Source organism: Spirillospora sp. CA-294931 (genome assembly GCF_050946795.1).
Classification (GTDB): domain Bacteria; phylum Actinomycetota; class Actinomycetes; order Streptosporangiales; family Streptosporangiaceae; genus Spirillospora.
The window spans coordinates 9,072,254-9,088,619 of the sequence record NZ_CP192006.1 but is presented as its reverse complement, the minus strand read 5'-3'; the positions used below and the strand labels follow the sequence as shown (position 1 = coordinate 9,088,619).

The following is a 16,366-nucleotide window of genomic DNA, read 5'->3' as shown; positions in this document are numbered from 1 at the left end:
CGGCAAGGGCGTTGGGGGCTGGACGTGGTCCCGTCCGTCCCGCGGGCCGACGGCGGCCGACGCGTGTGGCGGGGCGCCGGGCGGGAACGCGAAGCCAAGGTTTGGCGGAGTGGGTGCGCGGTGGCGGGACGTGTAGGGGCGCGGGCCGTGCGGGATGCCTCCGCGGTCAGGTGGTGGCGGCGTCCATGTCGTAGACGCGGGCGTGGAGGACGAGGCGTTGGTGGAGGGCGGCGCGGAGGGCGCGGTGGAGGCCGTCCTCGAGGTAGAGCTCGCCCTTCCAGTGAACGACGTGGGGGAAGAGGTCCCCGTAGAACGTCGAGTCCTTGGAGAGCAGCGAGTGCAGGTCGAGTTCGCCCTTGGTGCTGATGAGCTGGTCGAGGCGCACTTGGCGTGGGGGGATCTTCGCCCAATCACGGGACGTGAGCCCGTGCTCGGGGTAGGGCCGCCCGTCGCCTACAGCCTTGAAGATCACCCGTCGAGTCTACGGGGTCAGATGGGGCCGGAGAAGGTATCGCATTTAACTGGGTCTCCAGTCTCGTACCCGGTGGTGAACCAACGGCGCCGTTGTTCGGACGTGCCGTGGGTGAATCCGTCCGGATTCACCCGGCCTTGTGAGCGTTGCTGGATGCGGTCGTCGCCGACGGCCTCGGCGGCGCTGAGGGCTTGGCGGATGTCGGTTTCGGTGAGGCGGGTCAGGAATCCGGTGGCGGCCGCGTTCTTGGCCCATGCCCCCGAATAGCAGTCGGCCTGGAGTTCGAGGCGGACGGATCCGCTTGTGGCGCCCTTGGTTCCGGCCTTCGCGCGGTTCATCGTTCCGAGCAGGTTCTGGATGTGGTGGCCGTACTCGTGGCCAATGACGTATGCCTGTGCGAACGGCCCGCCTTCGGCGCCGAACTGGCGCTGGAGTTCGCCGAAGAATGTGAGGTCGAGATAGACCTTGTGGTCGGCCGGGCAGTAGAAGGGGCCGACGGCGGACGTCGCATATCCGCATGCCGTCCGGGTTCCCTCGCTGAACAGTTGCGTGCGGGCCATAGAGTAGCGACGGCCGCTGTTCGCGAATACCTGCGTCCAGTATTTCTGGATGCTGTTGACGGTGCCGACGACGCGGCAGTCCTCGGACTGGTCCGCGTCCGCGCCGGTGCGGCACTGGGCCGACAGGTTGGTGCCAGTGCCGACCTGTCCGGCGTCGCGCTGCGGTCCCGAGCCGCCCCCGCCGAGGTCGACGCCGAACACCAGCGCCACGATCAGTGTGATCAACCCGGCGGCGCCGCCGCCGACCATGAGGCCGCCCCTGGGCAGACCGCCTCCGCCGCCGCGCGCGTCCTCGACCTGCGAGGAATCGAGCTGTGCGTCATCGTCGAAATCCACTCGGCGTCCCCTCCGATTGCCGAAACCCCGTGACCGGGGATCTTCCCCACGGGACGACCCGGGTAACGCGACGGCGGCCGCCGCGGGTGTGACGGCCGCCGTGTCCGGATCTAGGAGATCGGCCCGACGCTGGGTCCTTCCTTGGCGAGGAAGTCGCGGGCAAAGCCCTCCCACTGCGCGTACCGGTCCGGGTAGGCGGACCTCTGGACGGCCTGGGCCACCTCACCCGGGGGACGGTTCTGCCAGTTCGGGATCTGGATAAGCCCCGGGTTGTTGCCGAACGGAGCCACTCCGTAGAACGACTTGCTGGACGTCGGGACGTGCGTGATCTGCTCGGGCGTGCCCCACCCGGTGCTGGGACGCTGCTGGAAGATGCCCAGCGAGTCGTGGTCGACGGGGACGGTGTAATTCACGAACTTCGACTCCTGCATCGCGGTCATCAGGGCGATGACCTGGCCCTGGTCCGGGATCTGCGCGCCCTTCCCGACGCCGATCACGGTGCGGGCGTTCTCGCGCTCGGCCGGACCGAGGTCGGCGGCCGTGCGGAAGGCCTGGCGGAGCTCGGACGCGGGAGCCTCCTTGAGCGCCTTCGCCGTGGCCGCGTCGGCCTTCCCCGTCGGACGCAGATCGTGCCTGGCCTGGAACCATTTCAGGCCGCGCGGCTCGGAACCGGCCGAGACGGTCGCGGCCTGGCGGGTCTCGCCGTGGGTGGCATTGGCGACGGTGAAAACCGTCCCCGCCGTGACGACTGCTGCGGTGATGGCCGCCGTTCGGATACGCAATGCATTCCTCCGGTCAGGGATTCCAGGCCCCGGTCCTGGGGCCTGTGTCCGCCGCGAGCCGGCGGACAAGCGGGGGGTGGAAACCCACGAAGGTAGTCGAGCCGTGCCGATCCCTCTATATGGAGGAATTGACGAAAAGCGTGGCGCTGAAGAACCCATTTTGCCAGCGCCCGTGCCGTTAAGAGAGGGTGAACGGATTGCGAGCGAAAAATCCTCGGACCACTTTGCCGGGAATTTGCGTCCACGGAAATCCGATCACCCCGCTGAACGCAGTGACCCGCAGCCGCAGCGAGAACCGAATGGCCAGCGCCCTTCTCGTTCCCCACCGCCCCGCCCCACGATCGCTCGGCCCGCCACCGCCCAGCCCGCGGCCGCCCGGCCCGCGATCGGTCGGCTCGGCATCGCCGAGCCCGCGATCGGCTGGGCCCGCCACCGCCGAGCCCGCGGTTGTTCGGCCCACGGACGCTCGGCCCGCCACTGTCCTGCCCGTGGTTGCTCGGCCCGCCACCTTCCCGGCCCGCGATCGGTCGGCCCACGATCGCTTTGGGCCGCTACCGCCCGGCCCGCGGCCGCCCGGCCACGATCGCTCGGGCCGCTACTGTGCCGGGCCGCCCCCGCCCGGGCCACAGTCGCCCGGGCCGCGGTCGCTCGGGCTGCTATCGTGCCGGGCCGCTACCGCCCGGGCCGCGGTTGCTCGGACGGCTACCGCCCGAACGGCCAGCGTTCGGGCCGCTATTGCGCGGGCCACCATCGTCCGGGGGTGCGTAGGCCACTCGTGAGCCCTCAGGTGGAAGGGGCTTCACGGTGTGCGGGCGTCCAGGCAGCAGCGGACGAAGTCCTGGACGATCGGGTTGGCGTCGTCCCCGGGGGACCAGGCGACGCCGACCTGGCTCGCACTGACGCCCGTCACCGGACGGTACGTCACGCCTGGACGCGCGTAGTAGCGGGCCGCCGACGCGGGTGCCAGGGCGACGCCGTACCCGTTGGCGACCGCGCTCAGCCAGTCGTCGGGATGCTCGGCGACCGCGCCGACCCGGACGGGGTGTCCCTCGCGCTCGTCGGCGGCCATCCAGTAGTCGCGCCAACGGCCCGATTCGGCCGGGGCGGCGACGAACGGCTCGTCCCAAAGGTCCCGGAAGGCGATCTGATCGCGTTCGGCCAGCGGATGCGTCACCGGGAGCACGACCCAGCGGGGCTCCGTCAGCAGAACTTCCACCCTGAGGGCGTCCTGGCCGGGGAACGGGAGCCGCACGAGCGCGACGTCCACGTCCCCCGTCGCGAGCCCGGCCGTCGGGTTCGTCCACGAAGCCTGCCGCATCTCGGCGCGCCAGCCGGGACGACGCCGGGTGAACGCGGCGACGATGTCCTGTGTCGCCTCGTTTGCGCCGCTGGCCAGGAAACCGACCCGCAGCACTCGGGTGGCCCTCTTCGTCTCGCGGACCAGCTGGTCGAATTCGGACAGCAGGCGGGGTGCCCGCTCAGCCAGGGCCCGTCCCGCCTCGGTCAGCGCCATGCCCGCCCGCGACCGGGTGAACAGTCGTACCCCGAGCCGCGTCTCCAATTGCTTGATCTGCTTGGTCAGCGCTGGTTGCGACACGAAGAGGCGTTCGGCCCCCCGGGTGAGGCTTCCTTCCTCGGCCACGGCGACGAACGACCGCAGCAAACGCGTGTCCACATCCATTCCAACAGGTTATAGAAGCAGGTATTGGACGCCAAGCACGCATTGATCGAGGTTTGAGGCATGTTCGTTGCCTATGTCTGTGCAGCCCTCGTCACGATCGCGGCCAACACGGTGATCGTCATCGCCGATCTGTCCCGAGCCAAGTTCGTCCTGGCCAACAGCGCCGAGGTGGGCGTCCCGGAATCATGGCACCGGTACCTGGCCGCCCTGAAAGCCGCCGGCGCCCTCGGACTGCTCGCCGGTCTCCTGGGCACCCGATATGTGGGCATCGCCGCCGCGGCCGGCCTCACTCTCTTCTACATCGGGGCCCTGATCACCCACATCCGCGCCCGTGTCTTCCACAACATCGCCTTCCCGGGAGGGTTCTTCGCACTCGCTGTGACCTCGCTGGCCTTGGCCGTCGCGCAATAGCGCGGCGAACCGGCGATCGAGCCCAGGGTTGCGTGATCGCCATGCCGTCGAGGCCGCCTCTGGTGTTTGGATATATGCCCCGCCATCCCCCATGTGGGGGACGAGGAGCGTCGGTTATTCGGCGGGATCACTCTTGCAGGGGAGGTTCGAGTGTTCACGCCCGAACAAGAATGGAGGCATCGAAGAACCCACCAGAAAGACCCGAGGGGATCGCGAACAATGGTCGTCAATTCAGAACTTGAACGGCGTGCACGCAAAGGCCGCTTCACCCGCGGCGTGATCGGGGCGGGTGTCGTCGCCATCGCGGCGGCGGCCGTCGGCACCGGAACCGCGATGGCGGGTTCCGACGACCGGACGAGCAAGCCGGTGAGCAAGCCGGTGAGCAAGGCCAAGGAATCCCACGTCACGGGCGATGCCTGGGTGAAGTTCCCGGGAGACCCGGAGACGCCGTACCGGCGGTTCATCGTCGATGTGCACGGCGGTCCATGGAAGATCGTGGACGGCAAGATGGAGTGGGGCGCCGCGCGGGGCACCATTCGCTTCAACCATTTCGCGCCCGACAAGCCCGGCGGCCCGTCCAAGGACCATTGGGGCAGCATCAAGGTGGATTACGTGATGGCCGGTGGGCCGGTCGCCGTGGTGTCGGGAATTCGGCAGGACGGTGTGGACGCCAATCAGAAGCGCGGGACGCTGACCTTCTACCAGTCCCCTCTCGGCCACAAACACGACCGGATGGGATTCTCGTGGGGGATCGTCAATCCCCAGTGCCAGCAGATGGGAACCGGTCCGGCGCCCTTCAGCCCGGCCAGCGCGGGCCCGGACGGACGCTGGCTGAAGGGCTACACCGTCAAGGACGGCGGCATTCCGCTCCCCGACGACCCGAACGTCCAGCCGCCCGAGAACCCGCCGAACTGCAAGTTCAAGAAGATCTACTGAGCGGACGGGCGACGCCGACGCGTCGCCCGCCCCTTCGCGTGCTCACGAGGCCAGGAGGTCGCTGGGCGCGGTCTCGAAGAAGCTCGCGTTGGCCTTGGAGCCGGACTGGCGCAGCGCCTTGAGCGGCTGGTATTCGGGCGAGTCGTACCAGCGGTGCGCGGCGGCCAGGTCGGGGAACTCGATGAGGACGGGGTAGGTCAGCGTCGCCTCGCCCTCGGCCACGTCGATCTGGCCGCCGACGACGAGGTAGCGGCCGCCGTGTTTCTCCACGATCGGGCGCACCTCGGCGGCGTAGGCGGCCAGCTTGCTCGGGTCGGTGACCTCGACGTTGTCGAACAGCGCGTAGGCGGTCATGGCGCACTCCGTCTCATGGCAGGATAGTCCCGTTCGGGACAATCCCGAATTTACTACCGGTCGGGACTATCCCACAAGTGAGTAACCATGGACGACCTGTTCGGCGACCCGCGCTGGGACGCCTACGGCATGCTCCGCGAGGCCTATCTGGCCGTCACACGGCGCATCGACGCCGAGGTCAGCCCCGGGGGAGACCTCGACGCGTCCATCTCGGACCTGCTCTTCCGGCTGGCGCGAACCCCCGGCCACGCGCTGCGCACGGTGGACATCACCCGGGCCCTCGCCACGAGCACCACCCGCACCACCCGGCTCCTGGACACCGCCGAGGAACGCGGACTCGTCACCCGGGGCGCGCATCCCAAGGACCGGCGCGCCATCCTGGTCACGCTGACCGAGGACGGCCTGGCCGAGGCGCGCAGGCGAGGGGCGCTGGGGCTGGCCTCAAGCCAGCGGCACCTCCATGACGTCCTGACCCCGGACGAGGTCGCCGCGATGACGCGAATCCTTCGAAAGGTCCGCGACGCCAACCAGTGGTGAGTCCGCCTGGTTCGGGTGACCCAGACGCCGGTCTCCACCCGGGACCGCGAGGCGTTGCGCAGCGCTACCGCGCCGTTCGCTGGATCAGTGCGGCGGTGGGCGGGACGCCTTGCCCGCCCAGCGTCCCCTCGAAGATCAGGGAGTGATCCGTTCCCGGCCGGACGCCGTCGCCCGCAGTGATCGTGAAGGGCACGACGACCCGTCCCATGCCGGGCACCCGGACCGTGGCCGGTCCCACCGGTCTGGCGGACCACCGGCCGGACGTCCTGGCGCTGAGCCGTACGGTCTGCTGGGAGCCGTTGAAGTTGTAGACCTCGACCCACATGCGCGTGGACGCGCCTACCCGGTAGCCGAATGGCGGTGGCTGTTCGGCGTCCTTACGGGGAGCCGCGTTGGCGGGCGCGTACCGCTGGCTCAACACAATGTGCGCCGCCGTGGACGGCCTGGCAGCGCGCACGCTCGCCACAGAAGCAGAGGCCCGCAGACCGTGCCCATCGGACACCACGTAGAGCGGGTCAAGCGAAGCGGTGACTCCCACGGTGCCTGCCGTCACACTGCCCTTACCCGTCCGGGCCCCCATGACGTCGTAGACCTCGGTTTTGCCGCCTCCCCGAACCGGCACCTTCACCCGGGACGGCCGTCCCGCCCACACCACGGTGATCGCCCGCTCCCCGTCCCGGAAGACGTAGCCGTGCACCCCGCGCGGCATCCCCTGGGCCTTGCCGACGAAGTCCGCCCGGCCCAGCTGCGACGTCATCGCGGCGTACGCGCTGTAGGACGGCCACGGCTGGAAGTCGCGGCTGAACAATCCGAAACAGACCACACCGCTTGCGCAATACGGGGGCGCCGAGAACCAGAAGTGCCGGTCCACCCCCGCTGCGAGCTTCTGGACGGCCTCCTGGACGAGGAACCGGGCCTGGTCGACCTGCTGCGGACGGGTCAGGTCCTCCCGGGGTGACCAGGGCGGCATGAAGATCCCCGCCTCGGTCGCCCACAGCGACAATCGCGGGCCGTACCGGCGCGCGAGCCGTTTCTGCACGTCCGTATGGCGCGGGAACGGCGTCAGCCCGCCCCAGACCGGATCCACCTCCGGATAGCTGTGGAAACTCCAGATGTCGGCATACGGGGCGACGCCGCTACGCAACTTCAAGTCCTGCACGGCTCCCGCGGTGAAGATCCCCGGAAGCGCCACCGGTACGGGGCGCGGCTGGTCACGCACGCCCAGCGCCGCCGCCTTGACGTACGCGCCGACCTGGTCGCCGGTCGTACAGCAGTTGAACTCCTGTTCGGGCTCGTTCCAGAGCTCCAGGGCGGCATGCGGGCCCGCGGCGAGCCGTTTCGTGAACCGGTACGCGTCCCGAAGATCCGCCGGGAACGGGGCGGACTCTCGGGTCTTGGCCCAGGCCGGGGTGTCGGTCACCACGCCGAGCGTCCGGATGCCGCGGCGCCCGAACTCCCGGGTGGCCCCGTCCATCCAGAGGGTCTGGAACGTCCCCCGGCGGGGCTCGACCGTCGGCCAGTCGATCTCGTCGCGGACGTGGCCCGCGCCCATCCCCTCCAGCGCCCGGGCGAGCGCCGCCAGCCGCGCGGGCGGCACCAGCGACGCGGACGACGTGTGCACGCCGAACCGGGTGGCCACGGGCCTGCGGTCCGGCAACCGCGCGAAGTGCCCCACGACCTTCGTGGCGGGGGACGAAACGAGCGACGCCTCCACCCGATAGTGCCCCGCCCCGAGGCGCGGAAGCGGGATCGCCGCGACCGACGCGCCCCGACCCACCCCCACCGTGCCGGACGCGACCCGCCGCGAGAAATAGTCGGTGACCGCGTACCGCACCTGCTCCACCCCGCGCGCCCGGCCGTTGAGCCGGAACCGCAACCGCGCGGGCTCCCCGCCCCGGTAGGTGTCGAGCCTGGACGCCGCGACGTGGACGCCCGCCACCGCCGGCCCGGTCGGAAGCAGCGCGAACCTGTCCAGGGCGAAGCTGTACCGAGCGGGTCCCTTGCCGAGCCGGGGACCGTCGACCCTGAACGTGATCGAGTTCGTCCCCCGTCGCAGTTCGACGTCGTCCAGCCGCATACGCACCAGCGCGCCCCACGCCCCAGGGGCAGTCGCCCAATACGGTTCCGACCGCGCGACCTGGACGAACCGGTCGCCGTTCACCGAGACGCTGAAGTACGAACCGCCGACGGGGGTGCGATCCGGCGTCACGGGTGGCGTGAACACCGCGTCCAGCCGGTAGGTTCCCGCGTCCCGGGTGCGGACCCCATACGTTGCGAACCACCGTTCGTCCTTTGCCGTGTCGACCGCGAGGTAGGAGCCGCCGGACGCCCTCTTGTCGGCGACCCGGCGCATGTTGGTCCGCTCCGGCGACTCTCCCTCAACGTCAAGCGCGCTCCCCGTATGCGCGCTCGCGACCGCGAGGCCGGATACAGGCAACAGAACCGCGGTCGCCGCCCCCGCGACCCGCCGCGTGCGCGTCCTCAAGATCCCCACGTCGCCTCCCGGCCGGTCGATGAGATTCGCCCCAACACTCAGCGACCACCCGCCGCACGCACATCGGCCGGTCGTCGACCGCGCGCTCCTCCTCAGGTACCGACGAGCCGCGACGATCGGCGGATCCGCCCGGACGCCCCGCCTGGCTACGCTCCGCGCTGTGAGCCATTCGCGGACGCTGTCGTCGCAGGATCGGACGCCGGCGACCGCGGCCCGGCTGGCCGACCGCGCCGTCCCCTGGGCACTGGGTCTGGCGCTGGCGGCCTTCACGCTGCTCGACTACCACGACGCGCACCACGGCCTGCCCGAGAACCTGACGATCGCTCTGTTCTCCACCGGAACCGGACTCGCGGCGGCCACGGCCAGGCACCGCCTGTGGCCGCTGCTCGCCACACTCGTCCCGGCGTCGTTCCTGTTCTCCTGGTGGCCGGCCTTCATCGTCGCGTCGTACTACGCGGCCACAACAATGCGCCGCGAAACCCGCCTGGCCGTGTTCGCCTGCCTCTCGACCCTCGCGTTGCTGGGGCTGCCGTCCCTCTACGACGCCTGCGACCTGGGGTTCGCGCTCAGCCCCGCCGACCCGGTTTCGCCCCTGGACGGGATCTTCGCCGTCCTGTTCCTGGTCGTCCTCCCACTCGTCGTGGGCCTGTGGATAAGAGCGCGCCGCCAGGTCCTGGCCGGACTGGCCGAGCGCGCCGCCCAACTGGAACGCGACCACGCCGCCCGCACCGAGCAAGCGCGCGCGGCCGAACGCACCCGTATCGCCCGCGAGATGCACGACGTGGTCGCGCACAAGGTCTCCTTGATCGTCCTGCATGCCGGAGCCCTCGAAGTCGGCACCTCCGACCCGGACGCGCGGCACACGGCCGAGCTGATCCGCGCCACGGGACGCGAGGCCCTCACCAACCTCCGCGACGTCCTGGGCGTCCTCCGCTCACCGCCCTCCGACCCGCGAGCACCCCTCCCCGGCCTCGCCGACCTCGATCGGCTGCTCGACCAGTCCCGCTCCACCGGCCTGCCCGTCCACCGCCATGACGAGGGCACGGCCCGTCCACTGCCCGCCCACGCCGAACGCGCCGCCTACCGCGTCGTCCAGGAGGCGCTGACGAACATCCACAAACACACAACCAAAGCCCCCACGGAGGTAGTCGTGCGCTACCAACACGACCACCTGCGAGTGACGGTCAGCAACGCGCCCTCCCGCGCCCCGGCCGAACCATGGCCCGGTGCAGGCCACGGCCTCATCGGCCTGCGCGAACGCCTGGAAATGCTCGGCGGACGCCTGGACGCCGGCCCCGGCCCGGACGGCGGCTTCACCGTCCACGCCCGCATCCCCACCGCCGAGGAGCCCGCATGATCCGCGTGCTGATCGCCGACGACGAACGCCTGGTCCGCTCGGGCCTGCGTCGCATCCTCGAGGCCGACGGCGGCATCAGCGTGATCGCCGAGGCATCCAACGGCGCCGAGGCCGTCTCAACGGCCGCGCGATGCCGCCCCGACGTCGTCCTGATGGACGTCCGCATGCCCGGCATGGACGGCCTGACCGCCGCCGAACGCATCGCCGCCGCCCCGCCCGCCCCAAAGGTGATCATGCTGACCACCTTCGACCTGGACGAATACGTCCACCAGGCCCTCCGCGCCGGCGCCGTGGGATTCCTCCTCAAGGACACCCCGCCTCGCGACCTCACCGCCGCCGTCCACCTGGTCAGCGCCGGTCACGCCATGCTCGCCCCCACCGTCACCCGCAGGCTGATCGAGCATTTCGCCGGGAACGGCGCCTCCCGCGCCGCCGCGTCCCGCCGGCGCCTGGCCGCCCTGACCGACCGCGAACGCGAGGTCGTCCGCGGCGTCGTCCGGGGCCTGTCCAACGGCGAGATCGGCCGCGAACTCACCATGAGCGAAGCCACCGTCAAGGCCCACGTCAGCCGCGCCCTGACCAAGCTCGGCCTCACCAACCGCGTCCAGGCCGCCATCCTCGCCCACGACGCCGACCACCCCTGAAAAGCACCAGGACCCGATATCCATCGGATACCGGGCCCTGCCATCTGCTCAGCGAGCGGAGGATACGAGATTCGAACTCGTGAGGGCGTGAACCCAACACGCTTTCCAAGCGTGCGCCCTAGGCCACTAGGCGAATCCTCCGCAGGAGAGCTTACCGGGTCTCGGGCAGTGGGCGAACATCGAAAACGGCGGTGATGGGGATCGGGCCGTAGATGTGGGGGAAGAGGCGGCCGTGGGCGGGTTCCAGGCGGACCGGGGCGTCCAGGCGGGCGACGTCGATGGACAGCAGGACGAGGTCGCGGCGGTCGACGGTGCCGTAGAAGCGGGTCAGGACGCCCTCGACCTGGTCGAGGTCGGACGAGCAGTGGATGAAGCCCACGTCGTCCAGGGTCCGGCCAAGGGTCGACATGGCGTACGACACACCGGCGGCGCAGGCGGATTCCCAATGGCGGCGTTCGGCGATGTGCAGGAGGGTCTCCGGGAGGGAGTCGGACATGTCGCCGGAGCCTACGTGGAGAGCGGGCCGATCCGGCACCCGAGATGCCCTAGACTCGGAGCAGACTCCCCGCGCGGCGTCACCCTGTGAACCTCCCCAGGGCCGGAAGGCAGCAAGGATAAGCAGGCTCTGGCGGGTGCGCGGGGGGTCCCTTTGATTTACGGCGACTGACGCTCTGCTTCTCGAGGGAGGGCGGACCCCCATGAGTCTGGCTCTGTACCGCAAGTACCGGCCAGCGACGTTCGCGGAGCTCAAGGGCCAGGAGCACGTTGCCGAGCCGCTGCAACAGGCGCTGCGCAACGGGCGGATCAACCACGCGTACCTGTTCAGCGGCCCGCGCGGGTGCGGCAAGACCTCCAGTGCCCGAATTCTTGCCCGATCTCTCAATTGTGAGAAGGGCCCGACTCCTGACCCGTGCGGTGAGTGTGACTCGTGCGTGGCGCTCGGTCCCTCCGGCAACGGGCACATCGACGTCATCGAGATCGACGCGGCGTCCCATGGTGGCGTGGACGACGCTCGTGACCTGCGTGAACGCGCGTTCTTCGCGCCGGTGTCCGCGCGCTTCAAGGTGTACATCATCGACGAGGCGCACATGGTCACCCGCGAGGGCTTCAACGCGTTGCTGAAGCTCGTCGAGGAGCCCCCGCCGCACCTGAAGTTCGTGTTCGCCACGACCGAGCCCGAGAAGGTCATCGGGACGATCCGGTCCCGGACGCACCACTACCCCTTCCGGCTGATCCCGCCCGGTGTTCTGCAGGACCTCGTGGTGGAGATCCTCCAAGCGGAGAACGTCCCGTATGAGGAGAACGCACTTCCCTTGGCCGTGAGGGCCGGGGCGGGTTCCGCGCGGGACACTCTGTCGATCCTTGACCAGCTCCTGGCCGGATCGGACGAGAAGGGCATCACCTACGCGCGCGCGGTCTCGCTCCTCGGGTACACCGACTCCGCCCTGCTGGACGAGGTCGTCGGCGCCTTCGCCGCCCGTGACGGCGCCGCCGTGTTCGCCGCCGTCGACCGCGTCATCGAGAGCGGGCAAGATCCGCGCCGCTTCGCCGCCGACCTGCTGGAACGGCTCCGCGACCTGGTGATCCTCTCCAACGTCCCCGAGGCCGGGGGGACGGGCCTGCTCAACGTCCCGTCGGACGAGCTGGAGCACATGCGGCGCCAGGCGTCCTCCATGGGCGCGGGCGAGCTGACCCGCGCGGCCGACCTGATGCACACCGGGCTGACCGAGATGCGCGGCGCGACCTCGCCCCGTCTTCTCCTGGAGCTGATCTGCGCGCGCATCCTGCTCCCGTCGGCTTACGACGACGAGGCGTCGATGTTCGCCCGCCTCGACCGGCTCGAACGGCAGGCGTCCCAGGGCGGTTTCGCGTCGGGGGCCGGGCCCGCGCCCGCCTTCCAAGCGGCACCGGCTCCCGTCCGCCCCGCGGAGGCGCCGCCCGCTCGTCCCGCGCCCGCGGCGGAAGCGCCTCCGGCTCGTCCCGCGCCTGCGGCCAGCGCCCCTCCGGCTCGGTCTGTCGAGACGCCGCCTGGCCGTCCTGCGCCCGCGGCGGAAGCGTCTCCCGTAGAGGCGCCGGCCGCTGCTCCGCCTGCGGCGGAGGCGCCGCCTGCCGCCGCGCCGGTTTCGGAGGAGCCTGAGGTTTCCCCGGACGTCACCGCAGCGGCCGGGGGCGGCGGGCCCGACATCGCGACCATCCAGCGGCTCTGGCCGGACATCGTCGAGGCCGTCAAGCAGAAGAGCCGGGTCGCCTGGATGGTGATCATGTCGGGCGTCCAGCCGGTCGGGCTCGAACGCAACCAGCTCACCCTCGCCTTCGACGCCGAGGGGAAGCGCACGAACTTCGCCAACGGGGGACGCGACGCGGTGCTCCGCGACGTCCTCAAGGAACGCATGGGCGTCGACTGGCGGATCGAGACCGTCGTCGGCGGCGCCGCTCCCCCGGGAGGCGGACGCGGGTCCGCGCCGTTCTCCGGTGCCGCGACGACGGGCGCGCCGCGTCCGAGCCAGGGGCCGCGACCGTCCGCGCCACCCGAACCGCCCCGCGCGCCCGCCCCGACACCCACGCAAGCGCCGCCGCAACGCGACCCCGGGCCCCCGCCGCCGGACGAGCCTCCGCCGCCCCCCGAACCCATGCCGGTGGACGAGGGCGACGAGGTCGACCCGCTCGGCGACGCCGACGCGGACGGCACCGAGGCCGAGGCCAGCGGGATGGCGCTCATCCAGCGCGAGCTCGGCGGACAGATCATCCGAGAGATCGACAACACCTGAGCGGGTCGGACGGAGGTACGTACCGGATCGCGTCAGGAACCCGTAGTCTCGGGAAAGACAGACGTCCGGTGGTCGGCGGGTCGCCGAGGACCATGCCTCGCTCGCGGGGCGGAAGGAAACGGAGAACACCGTGGAACCCGGTGGTCAGCTGAACATCCAGGAGCTGCTTCAGCAGGCGCAGCGCATGCAGCAGGAGCTCTTCGCCGCGCAGCAGGAGCTCGCGGACACCGAGGTCGAGGGCACCGCGGGCGGCGGTCTCGTCACCGCCAAGGTCAACGGTCAGGGCGAGGTGACGGGTCTGACGATCGACCCCAAGGCCATCGACGCGTCCGACCCGGCCGACACCGCCGAGACACTGGCCGACCTGGTCCTGGCCGCCATCCGCGACGCGGGACGCGCCGTCCAGGAACTCCAGCAGACCAAGATGGGCCCGCTCGCCGAGGGACTCGGCGGCGGCGGCATCCCGGGCCTGCCCGGCATGCCGGGGATGCCCGGAGCCTGACCACCGGCCCGATCCGGGCCGTCCGACCGCGGAAGGAAAGAACCGTTGTACGAAGGGGTCGTTCAGAACCTCATCGACGAGCTGGGCAGGCTGCCCGGCGTCGGCCCCAAGAGCGCGCAGCGGATCGCCTTCCACCTCCTGGCCGCCGATCCCGCCGACGTCGAGCGTCTCACCAAGGCGCTCAAGGAGGTCAAGGACAAGGTTCGCTTCTGCCGGACCTGCGGGAACGTCGCCGAAGAGGAAGAATGCCGGATCTGCCGCGACCCGCGCCGCGACCCGCAGGTGATCTGCGTGGTCGAGGAGTCCAAGGACGTCGTCGCGATCGAGAAGACCCGGGAGTTCCGCGGCCGCTACCACGTGCTCGGCGGGGCGATCAGCCCCATCGAGGGTGTCGGCCCCGAAGACCTGCGGATACGCGAGCTGATGCAACGGCTCGCGGACGGCACGGTGACCGAACTGATCCTCGCCACGGACCCCAATCTGGAGGGCGAGGCCACCGCGACCTATCTCGCCCGTCTGGTGAAGCCGATGGGCCTGACCGTCACCCGACTGGCCAGCGGCCTTCCGGTGGGTGGTGACCTCGAATACGCCGACGAGGTGACGCTGGGCCGCGCATTCGAAGGACGGAGGCTGCTCGATGTCTGACTCCAACAGCCCGCAGGACTGGAACGCGCTCGCCGAGCGCGTCGCCTGCCATGTGGAGAACTACCTCAGCGGGCTGGAGGCCGTCTCGCGAGGCGAGGCCGGCGCCCACACGGTCCCGCTGCTGCTCCTGGAGGTCTCGCAGGTCATCCTGGCCGGCGCCCAGCTGGGCGCCAGCGCCGACGTGATCCTGCCCGACAACTGGGAGCCCGAGGTCGGCGAGGACCCCGACCTCGACGCCATCCGCCAGGGTCTCTCCGAACGCCTGGTCGCGGTGGACGAGTACGTCGAGGTCTTCGACCCCTACAAGGACACCGAACCGACCTCGTACCGTCTCTCCGACGACCTGGTCGACGTGGCCAGCGACCTCGTCCACGGCCTGCGCCACTACGAGCAGGACCGTCCCCTGGAAGCCCTCTGGTGGTGGCAGTACTCCTACTTCAACCACTGGGGCAACCACGCCGGCGCGTCCCTGCGCGCCCTCCACGCCGTCATCGCGGGCGCCCGCCTGGACGTAGCGGACGAAATCGCCGAAGAGGCCGCCGCCGTCCAGTAACGCGGCGCGCACCACCGCGCAATCGGCACGGTCGGCGGCGCAGCCTGCCTCGCGTTGACGCTGCCAGGGCGGCTGGTCAGGCGTGGGTCGCGTGGTCCAGGGCTGAGGTGCGCCAGGCGGTCACCGCGATGAGCAGGGTCAGGACGGGGATCAGGGCGAGCGCCAAGGGCTGGGACGTTCGTTCGGCGGCGAGGCCGATCACGGCGGGGCCGCACATGAAGCCCGTCCAGCCGATGGCCGACACGGTGGCGATGCCGGTGCCCGGCGAGATCCCCGGCTGGTTGCCGGCCGCGCTGAACACCACCGGGATGACACTGGCCAGGCCGATGCCCAGGACGGCGAACCCGACGATCGCGGCGACCGGATGCGCGATGAGCAGCCCCGCCGCCATGCCCACGGCACCGGCCGCGGCGAGGACGGCGACCAGGAGGCGCGGCGGCGTCCGGCTCTGAAGGTAGGTGCCCGCCAGACGGACGCTGACCATGGCCGCGGCGAACGCGGCGTATCCCAGCCCCGCGACCCCGGGCTCGACGTCGAGCGTTTCCCGCAGGTAGACGGCCGTCCAATCGGCGACGGCACCTTCGCAGACCATCCCGGCGAACGCGATCGCCCCAAGGAGGACCAGCAGCGGAGCGAACCACGATCCGGTGCGGCGATCGTCGGCCGGGGCGGGCTCGTCGTCCACCATCCGACCCGACGACCACAGCGCGGCCAGCAGACACGGGACGCCCAAGAGCGCCAACTGCCCGGCCAGCGGCAGCCCCAACGCGACACCACCGGCACCGAGCCCAGCGCCGGCGAACGCGCCGATGCTCCAGAAGCCGTGCAGCGACGACATGATCGGCCGCCGTCCGGCACGCTCGGCCGCGACGCCCTGCGCGTTCATGGACACGTCCAACGCGCCCTGGAACGCCCCCCACACGGCCAGGGCCACGAAGAACTCCGGCACCGACCGCGCAAGCCCGATCAGCGGACCGCTCAGGCAATACCCCACCAGCGTGACCCGGACGGTGGCCCGGCTACCCGCCCGCGCGATCAACGGCCCCGTGAAGACCATCGCGCAGACCGACCCGAGCGGAGCCCCGACCAACGCCAGACCAAGTGTCCCGTCGCTCAGCTCCAGATGGCGCTTCACCTCGGGAATGTGCGCCGTCCACGAGGCGAACAACATCCCGTGCACCGCGAACACCAACGTCACAGCGATCCGTGCCGCACCCGCCCGAGCAACGGTCAACGCCTCAACCAAGACCCCTCCAAGCCAGAATGCCCCGCGGGGCCCACACGAGGGCCGCGGCGGAGCACCGATGCCACACGGCCCAAGCCCACGTCGCTCG

The 16,366-nt window shown here is 70.7% G+C and carries 17 protein-coding genes, 1 tRNA gene and 1 other RNA gene; 10 read left to right on the top strand and 9 right to left on the bottom strand.

Features of this window, described 5'->3' with window-relative positions:
• Positions 1–166: 166 nt before the first annotated feature.
• The 4 genes from ACQPY4_RS41240 to ACQPY4_RS41225 form a co-directional block, all read right to left on the bottom strand.
• The gene (locus ACQPY4_RS41240; RefSeq protein ID WP_433330781.1) at positions 167–472 is read right to left on the bottom strand and encodes a type II toxin-antitoxin system VapB family antitoxin; all 306 of its coding nucleotides are present in this window, start codon (positions 470–472) and stop codon (positions 167–169) included.
• Between the two features lie 17 nt (positions 473–489).
• Entirely contained in the window at positions 490–1,368 is an 879-nt protein-coding gene (gene ypfJ / locus ACQPY4_RS41235) for a KPN_02809 family neutral zinc metallopeptidase (protein ID WP_433330779.1), read from the bottom strand.
• A gap of 110 nt (positions 1,369–1,478) precedes the next feature.
• On the bottom strand, positions 1,479–2,150 hold the full coding sequence (locus ACQPY4_RS41230) for a hypothetical protein (protein WP_433330777.1): 672 nt from the start codon (positions 2,148–2,150) through the stop codon (positions 1,479–1,481).
• A gap of 799 nt (positions 2,151–2,949) precedes the next feature.
• Positions 2,950–3,831, bottom strand: coding sequence for a LysR family transcriptional regulator (locus ACQPY4_RS41225; protein WP_433330775.1), 882 nt, complete (start codon positions 3,829–3,831; stop codon positions 2,950–2,952).
• Between the two features lie 60 nt (positions 3,832–3,891).
• On the opposite strand from ACQPY4_RS41225, the gene ACQPY4_RS41220 reads away from it, so the two are divergent.
• The gene (locus tag ACQPY4_RS41220; RefSeq protein WP_433330773.1) at positions 3,892–4,242 is read left to right on the top strand and encodes a DoxX family protein; all 351 of its coding nucleotides are present in this window, start codon (positions 3,892–3,894) and stop codon (positions 4,240–4,242) included.
• Between the two features lie 150 nt (positions 4,243–4,392).
• Positions 4,393–5,178 (top strand): hypothetical protein, encoded by a 786-nt coding sequence (locus ACQPY4_RS41215; protein WP_433330771.1) that lies wholly within the window; start codon positions 4,393–4,395, stop codon positions 5,176–5,178.
• Positions 5,179–5,220: 42 nt separating this feature from the next.
• Here ACQPY4_RS41215 and ACQPY4_RS41210 read toward each other — a convergent pair whose 3' ends face one another.
• Entirely contained in the window at positions 5,221–5,532 is a 312-nt protein-coding gene (locus ACQPY4_RS41210) for a DUF1330 domain-containing protein (protein ID WP_433330769.1), read from the bottom strand.
• A gap of 87 nt (positions 5,533–5,619) precedes the next feature.
• Between ACQPY4_RS41210 and ACQPY4_RS41205 the strand changes: the two genes are divergently transcribed.
• On the top strand, positions 5,620–6,069 hold the full coding sequence (locus tag ACQPY4_RS41205; RefSeq protein ID WP_433330767.1) for a MarR family winged helix-turn-helix transcriptional regulator: 450 nt from the start codon (positions 5,620–5,622) through the stop codon (positions 6,067–6,069).
• A gap of 64 nt (positions 6,070–6,133) precedes the next feature.
• On the opposite strand, the gene ACQPY4_RS41200 is transcribed toward ACQPY4_RS41205, so the two are convergent.
• Positions 6,134–8,422 (bottom strand): hypothetical protein, encoded by a 2,289-nt coding sequence (locus ACQPY4_RS41200; RefSeq protein ID WP_433330765.1) that lies wholly within the window; start codon positions 8,420–8,422, stop codon positions 6,134–6,136.
• Positions 8,423–8,723: 301 nt separating this feature from the next.
• On the opposite strand from ACQPY4_RS41200, the gene ACQPY4_RS41195 reads away from it, so the two are divergent.
• Positions 8,724–9,920: a sensor histidine kinase gene (locus ACQPY4_RS41195; RefSeq protein WP_433330763.1), complete on the top strand. Its 1,197-nt coding sequence runs from the start codon at positions 8,724–8,726 to the stop codon at positions 9,918–9,920.
• Positions 9,917–10,564, top strand: coding sequence for a response regulator (locus ACQPY4_RS41190; protein WP_433330761.1), 648 nt, complete (start codon positions 9,917–9,919; stop codon positions 10,562–10,564). Before ACQPY4_RS41195 ends, ACQPY4_RS41190 begins: the two co-directional genes overlap by 4 nt.
• A gap of 56 nt (positions 10,565–10,620) precedes the next feature.
• Here ACQPY4_RS41190 and ACQPY4_RS41185 read toward each other — a convergent pair.
• Positions 10,621–10,705: transfer RNA gene (locus ACQPY4_RS41185), tRNA-Ser, on the bottom strand.
• 10 nt (positions 10,706–10,715) lie between these two features.
• Positions 10,716–11,060 (bottom strand): DUF952 domain-containing protein, encoded by a 345-nt coding sequence (locus ACQPY4_RS41180; protein ID WP_433330759.1) that lies wholly within the window; start codon positions 11,058–11,060, stop codon positions 10,716–10,718.
• Positions 11,061–11,120: 60 nt separating this feature from the next.
• Between ACQPY4_RS41180 and ffs the strand changes: the two genes are divergently transcribed.
• From ffs to ACQPY4_RS41155, 5 genes are all read left to right on the top strand, one after another.
• Positions 11,121–11,216, top strand: an RNA gene (gene ffs / locus ACQPY4_RS41175) — signal recognition particle sRNA small type.
• A 46-nt stretch (positions 11,217–11,262) separates the two neighbouring features.
• Positions 11,263–13,332, top strand: coding sequence for a DNA polymerase III subunit gamma and tau (locus ACQPY4_RS41170; protein ID WP_433330757.1), 2,070 nt, complete (start codon positions 11,263–11,265; stop codon positions 13,330–13,332).
• A gap of 130 nt (positions 13,333–13,462) precedes the next feature.
• Positions 13,463–13,834 (top strand): YbaB/EbfC family nucleoid-associated protein, encoded by a 372-nt coding sequence (locus ACQPY4_RS41165; protein WP_433330755.1) that lies wholly within the window; start codon positions 13,463–13,465, stop codon positions 13,832–13,834.
• 45 nt (positions 13,835–13,879) lie between these two features.
• Positions 13,880–14,479 (top strand): recombination mediator RecR, encoded by a 600-nt coding sequence (recR, locus tag ACQPY4_RS41160; protein WP_433330753.1) that lies wholly within the window; start codon positions 13,880–13,882, stop codon positions 14,477–14,479.
• Positions 14,472–15,032, top strand: coding sequence for a DUF5063 domain-containing protein (locus tag ACQPY4_RS41155; RefSeq protein WP_433330751.1), 561 nt, complete (start codon positions 14,472–14,474; stop codon positions 15,030–15,032). Before recR ends, ACQPY4_RS41155 begins: the two co-directional genes overlap by 8 nt.
• Positions 15,033–15,108: 76 nt before the next feature.
• Here the strand turns inward: ACQPY4_RS41155 and ACQPY4_RS41150 are convergent, their stop codons facing one another.
• Positions 15,109–16,230, bottom strand: a complete 1,122-nt coding sequence (locus tag ACQPY4_RS41150; protein ID WP_433330749.1) for an MFS transporter — start codon at positions 16,228–16,230, stop codon at positions 15,109–15,111.
• Positions 16,231–16,366: the final 136 nt, after the last annotated feature.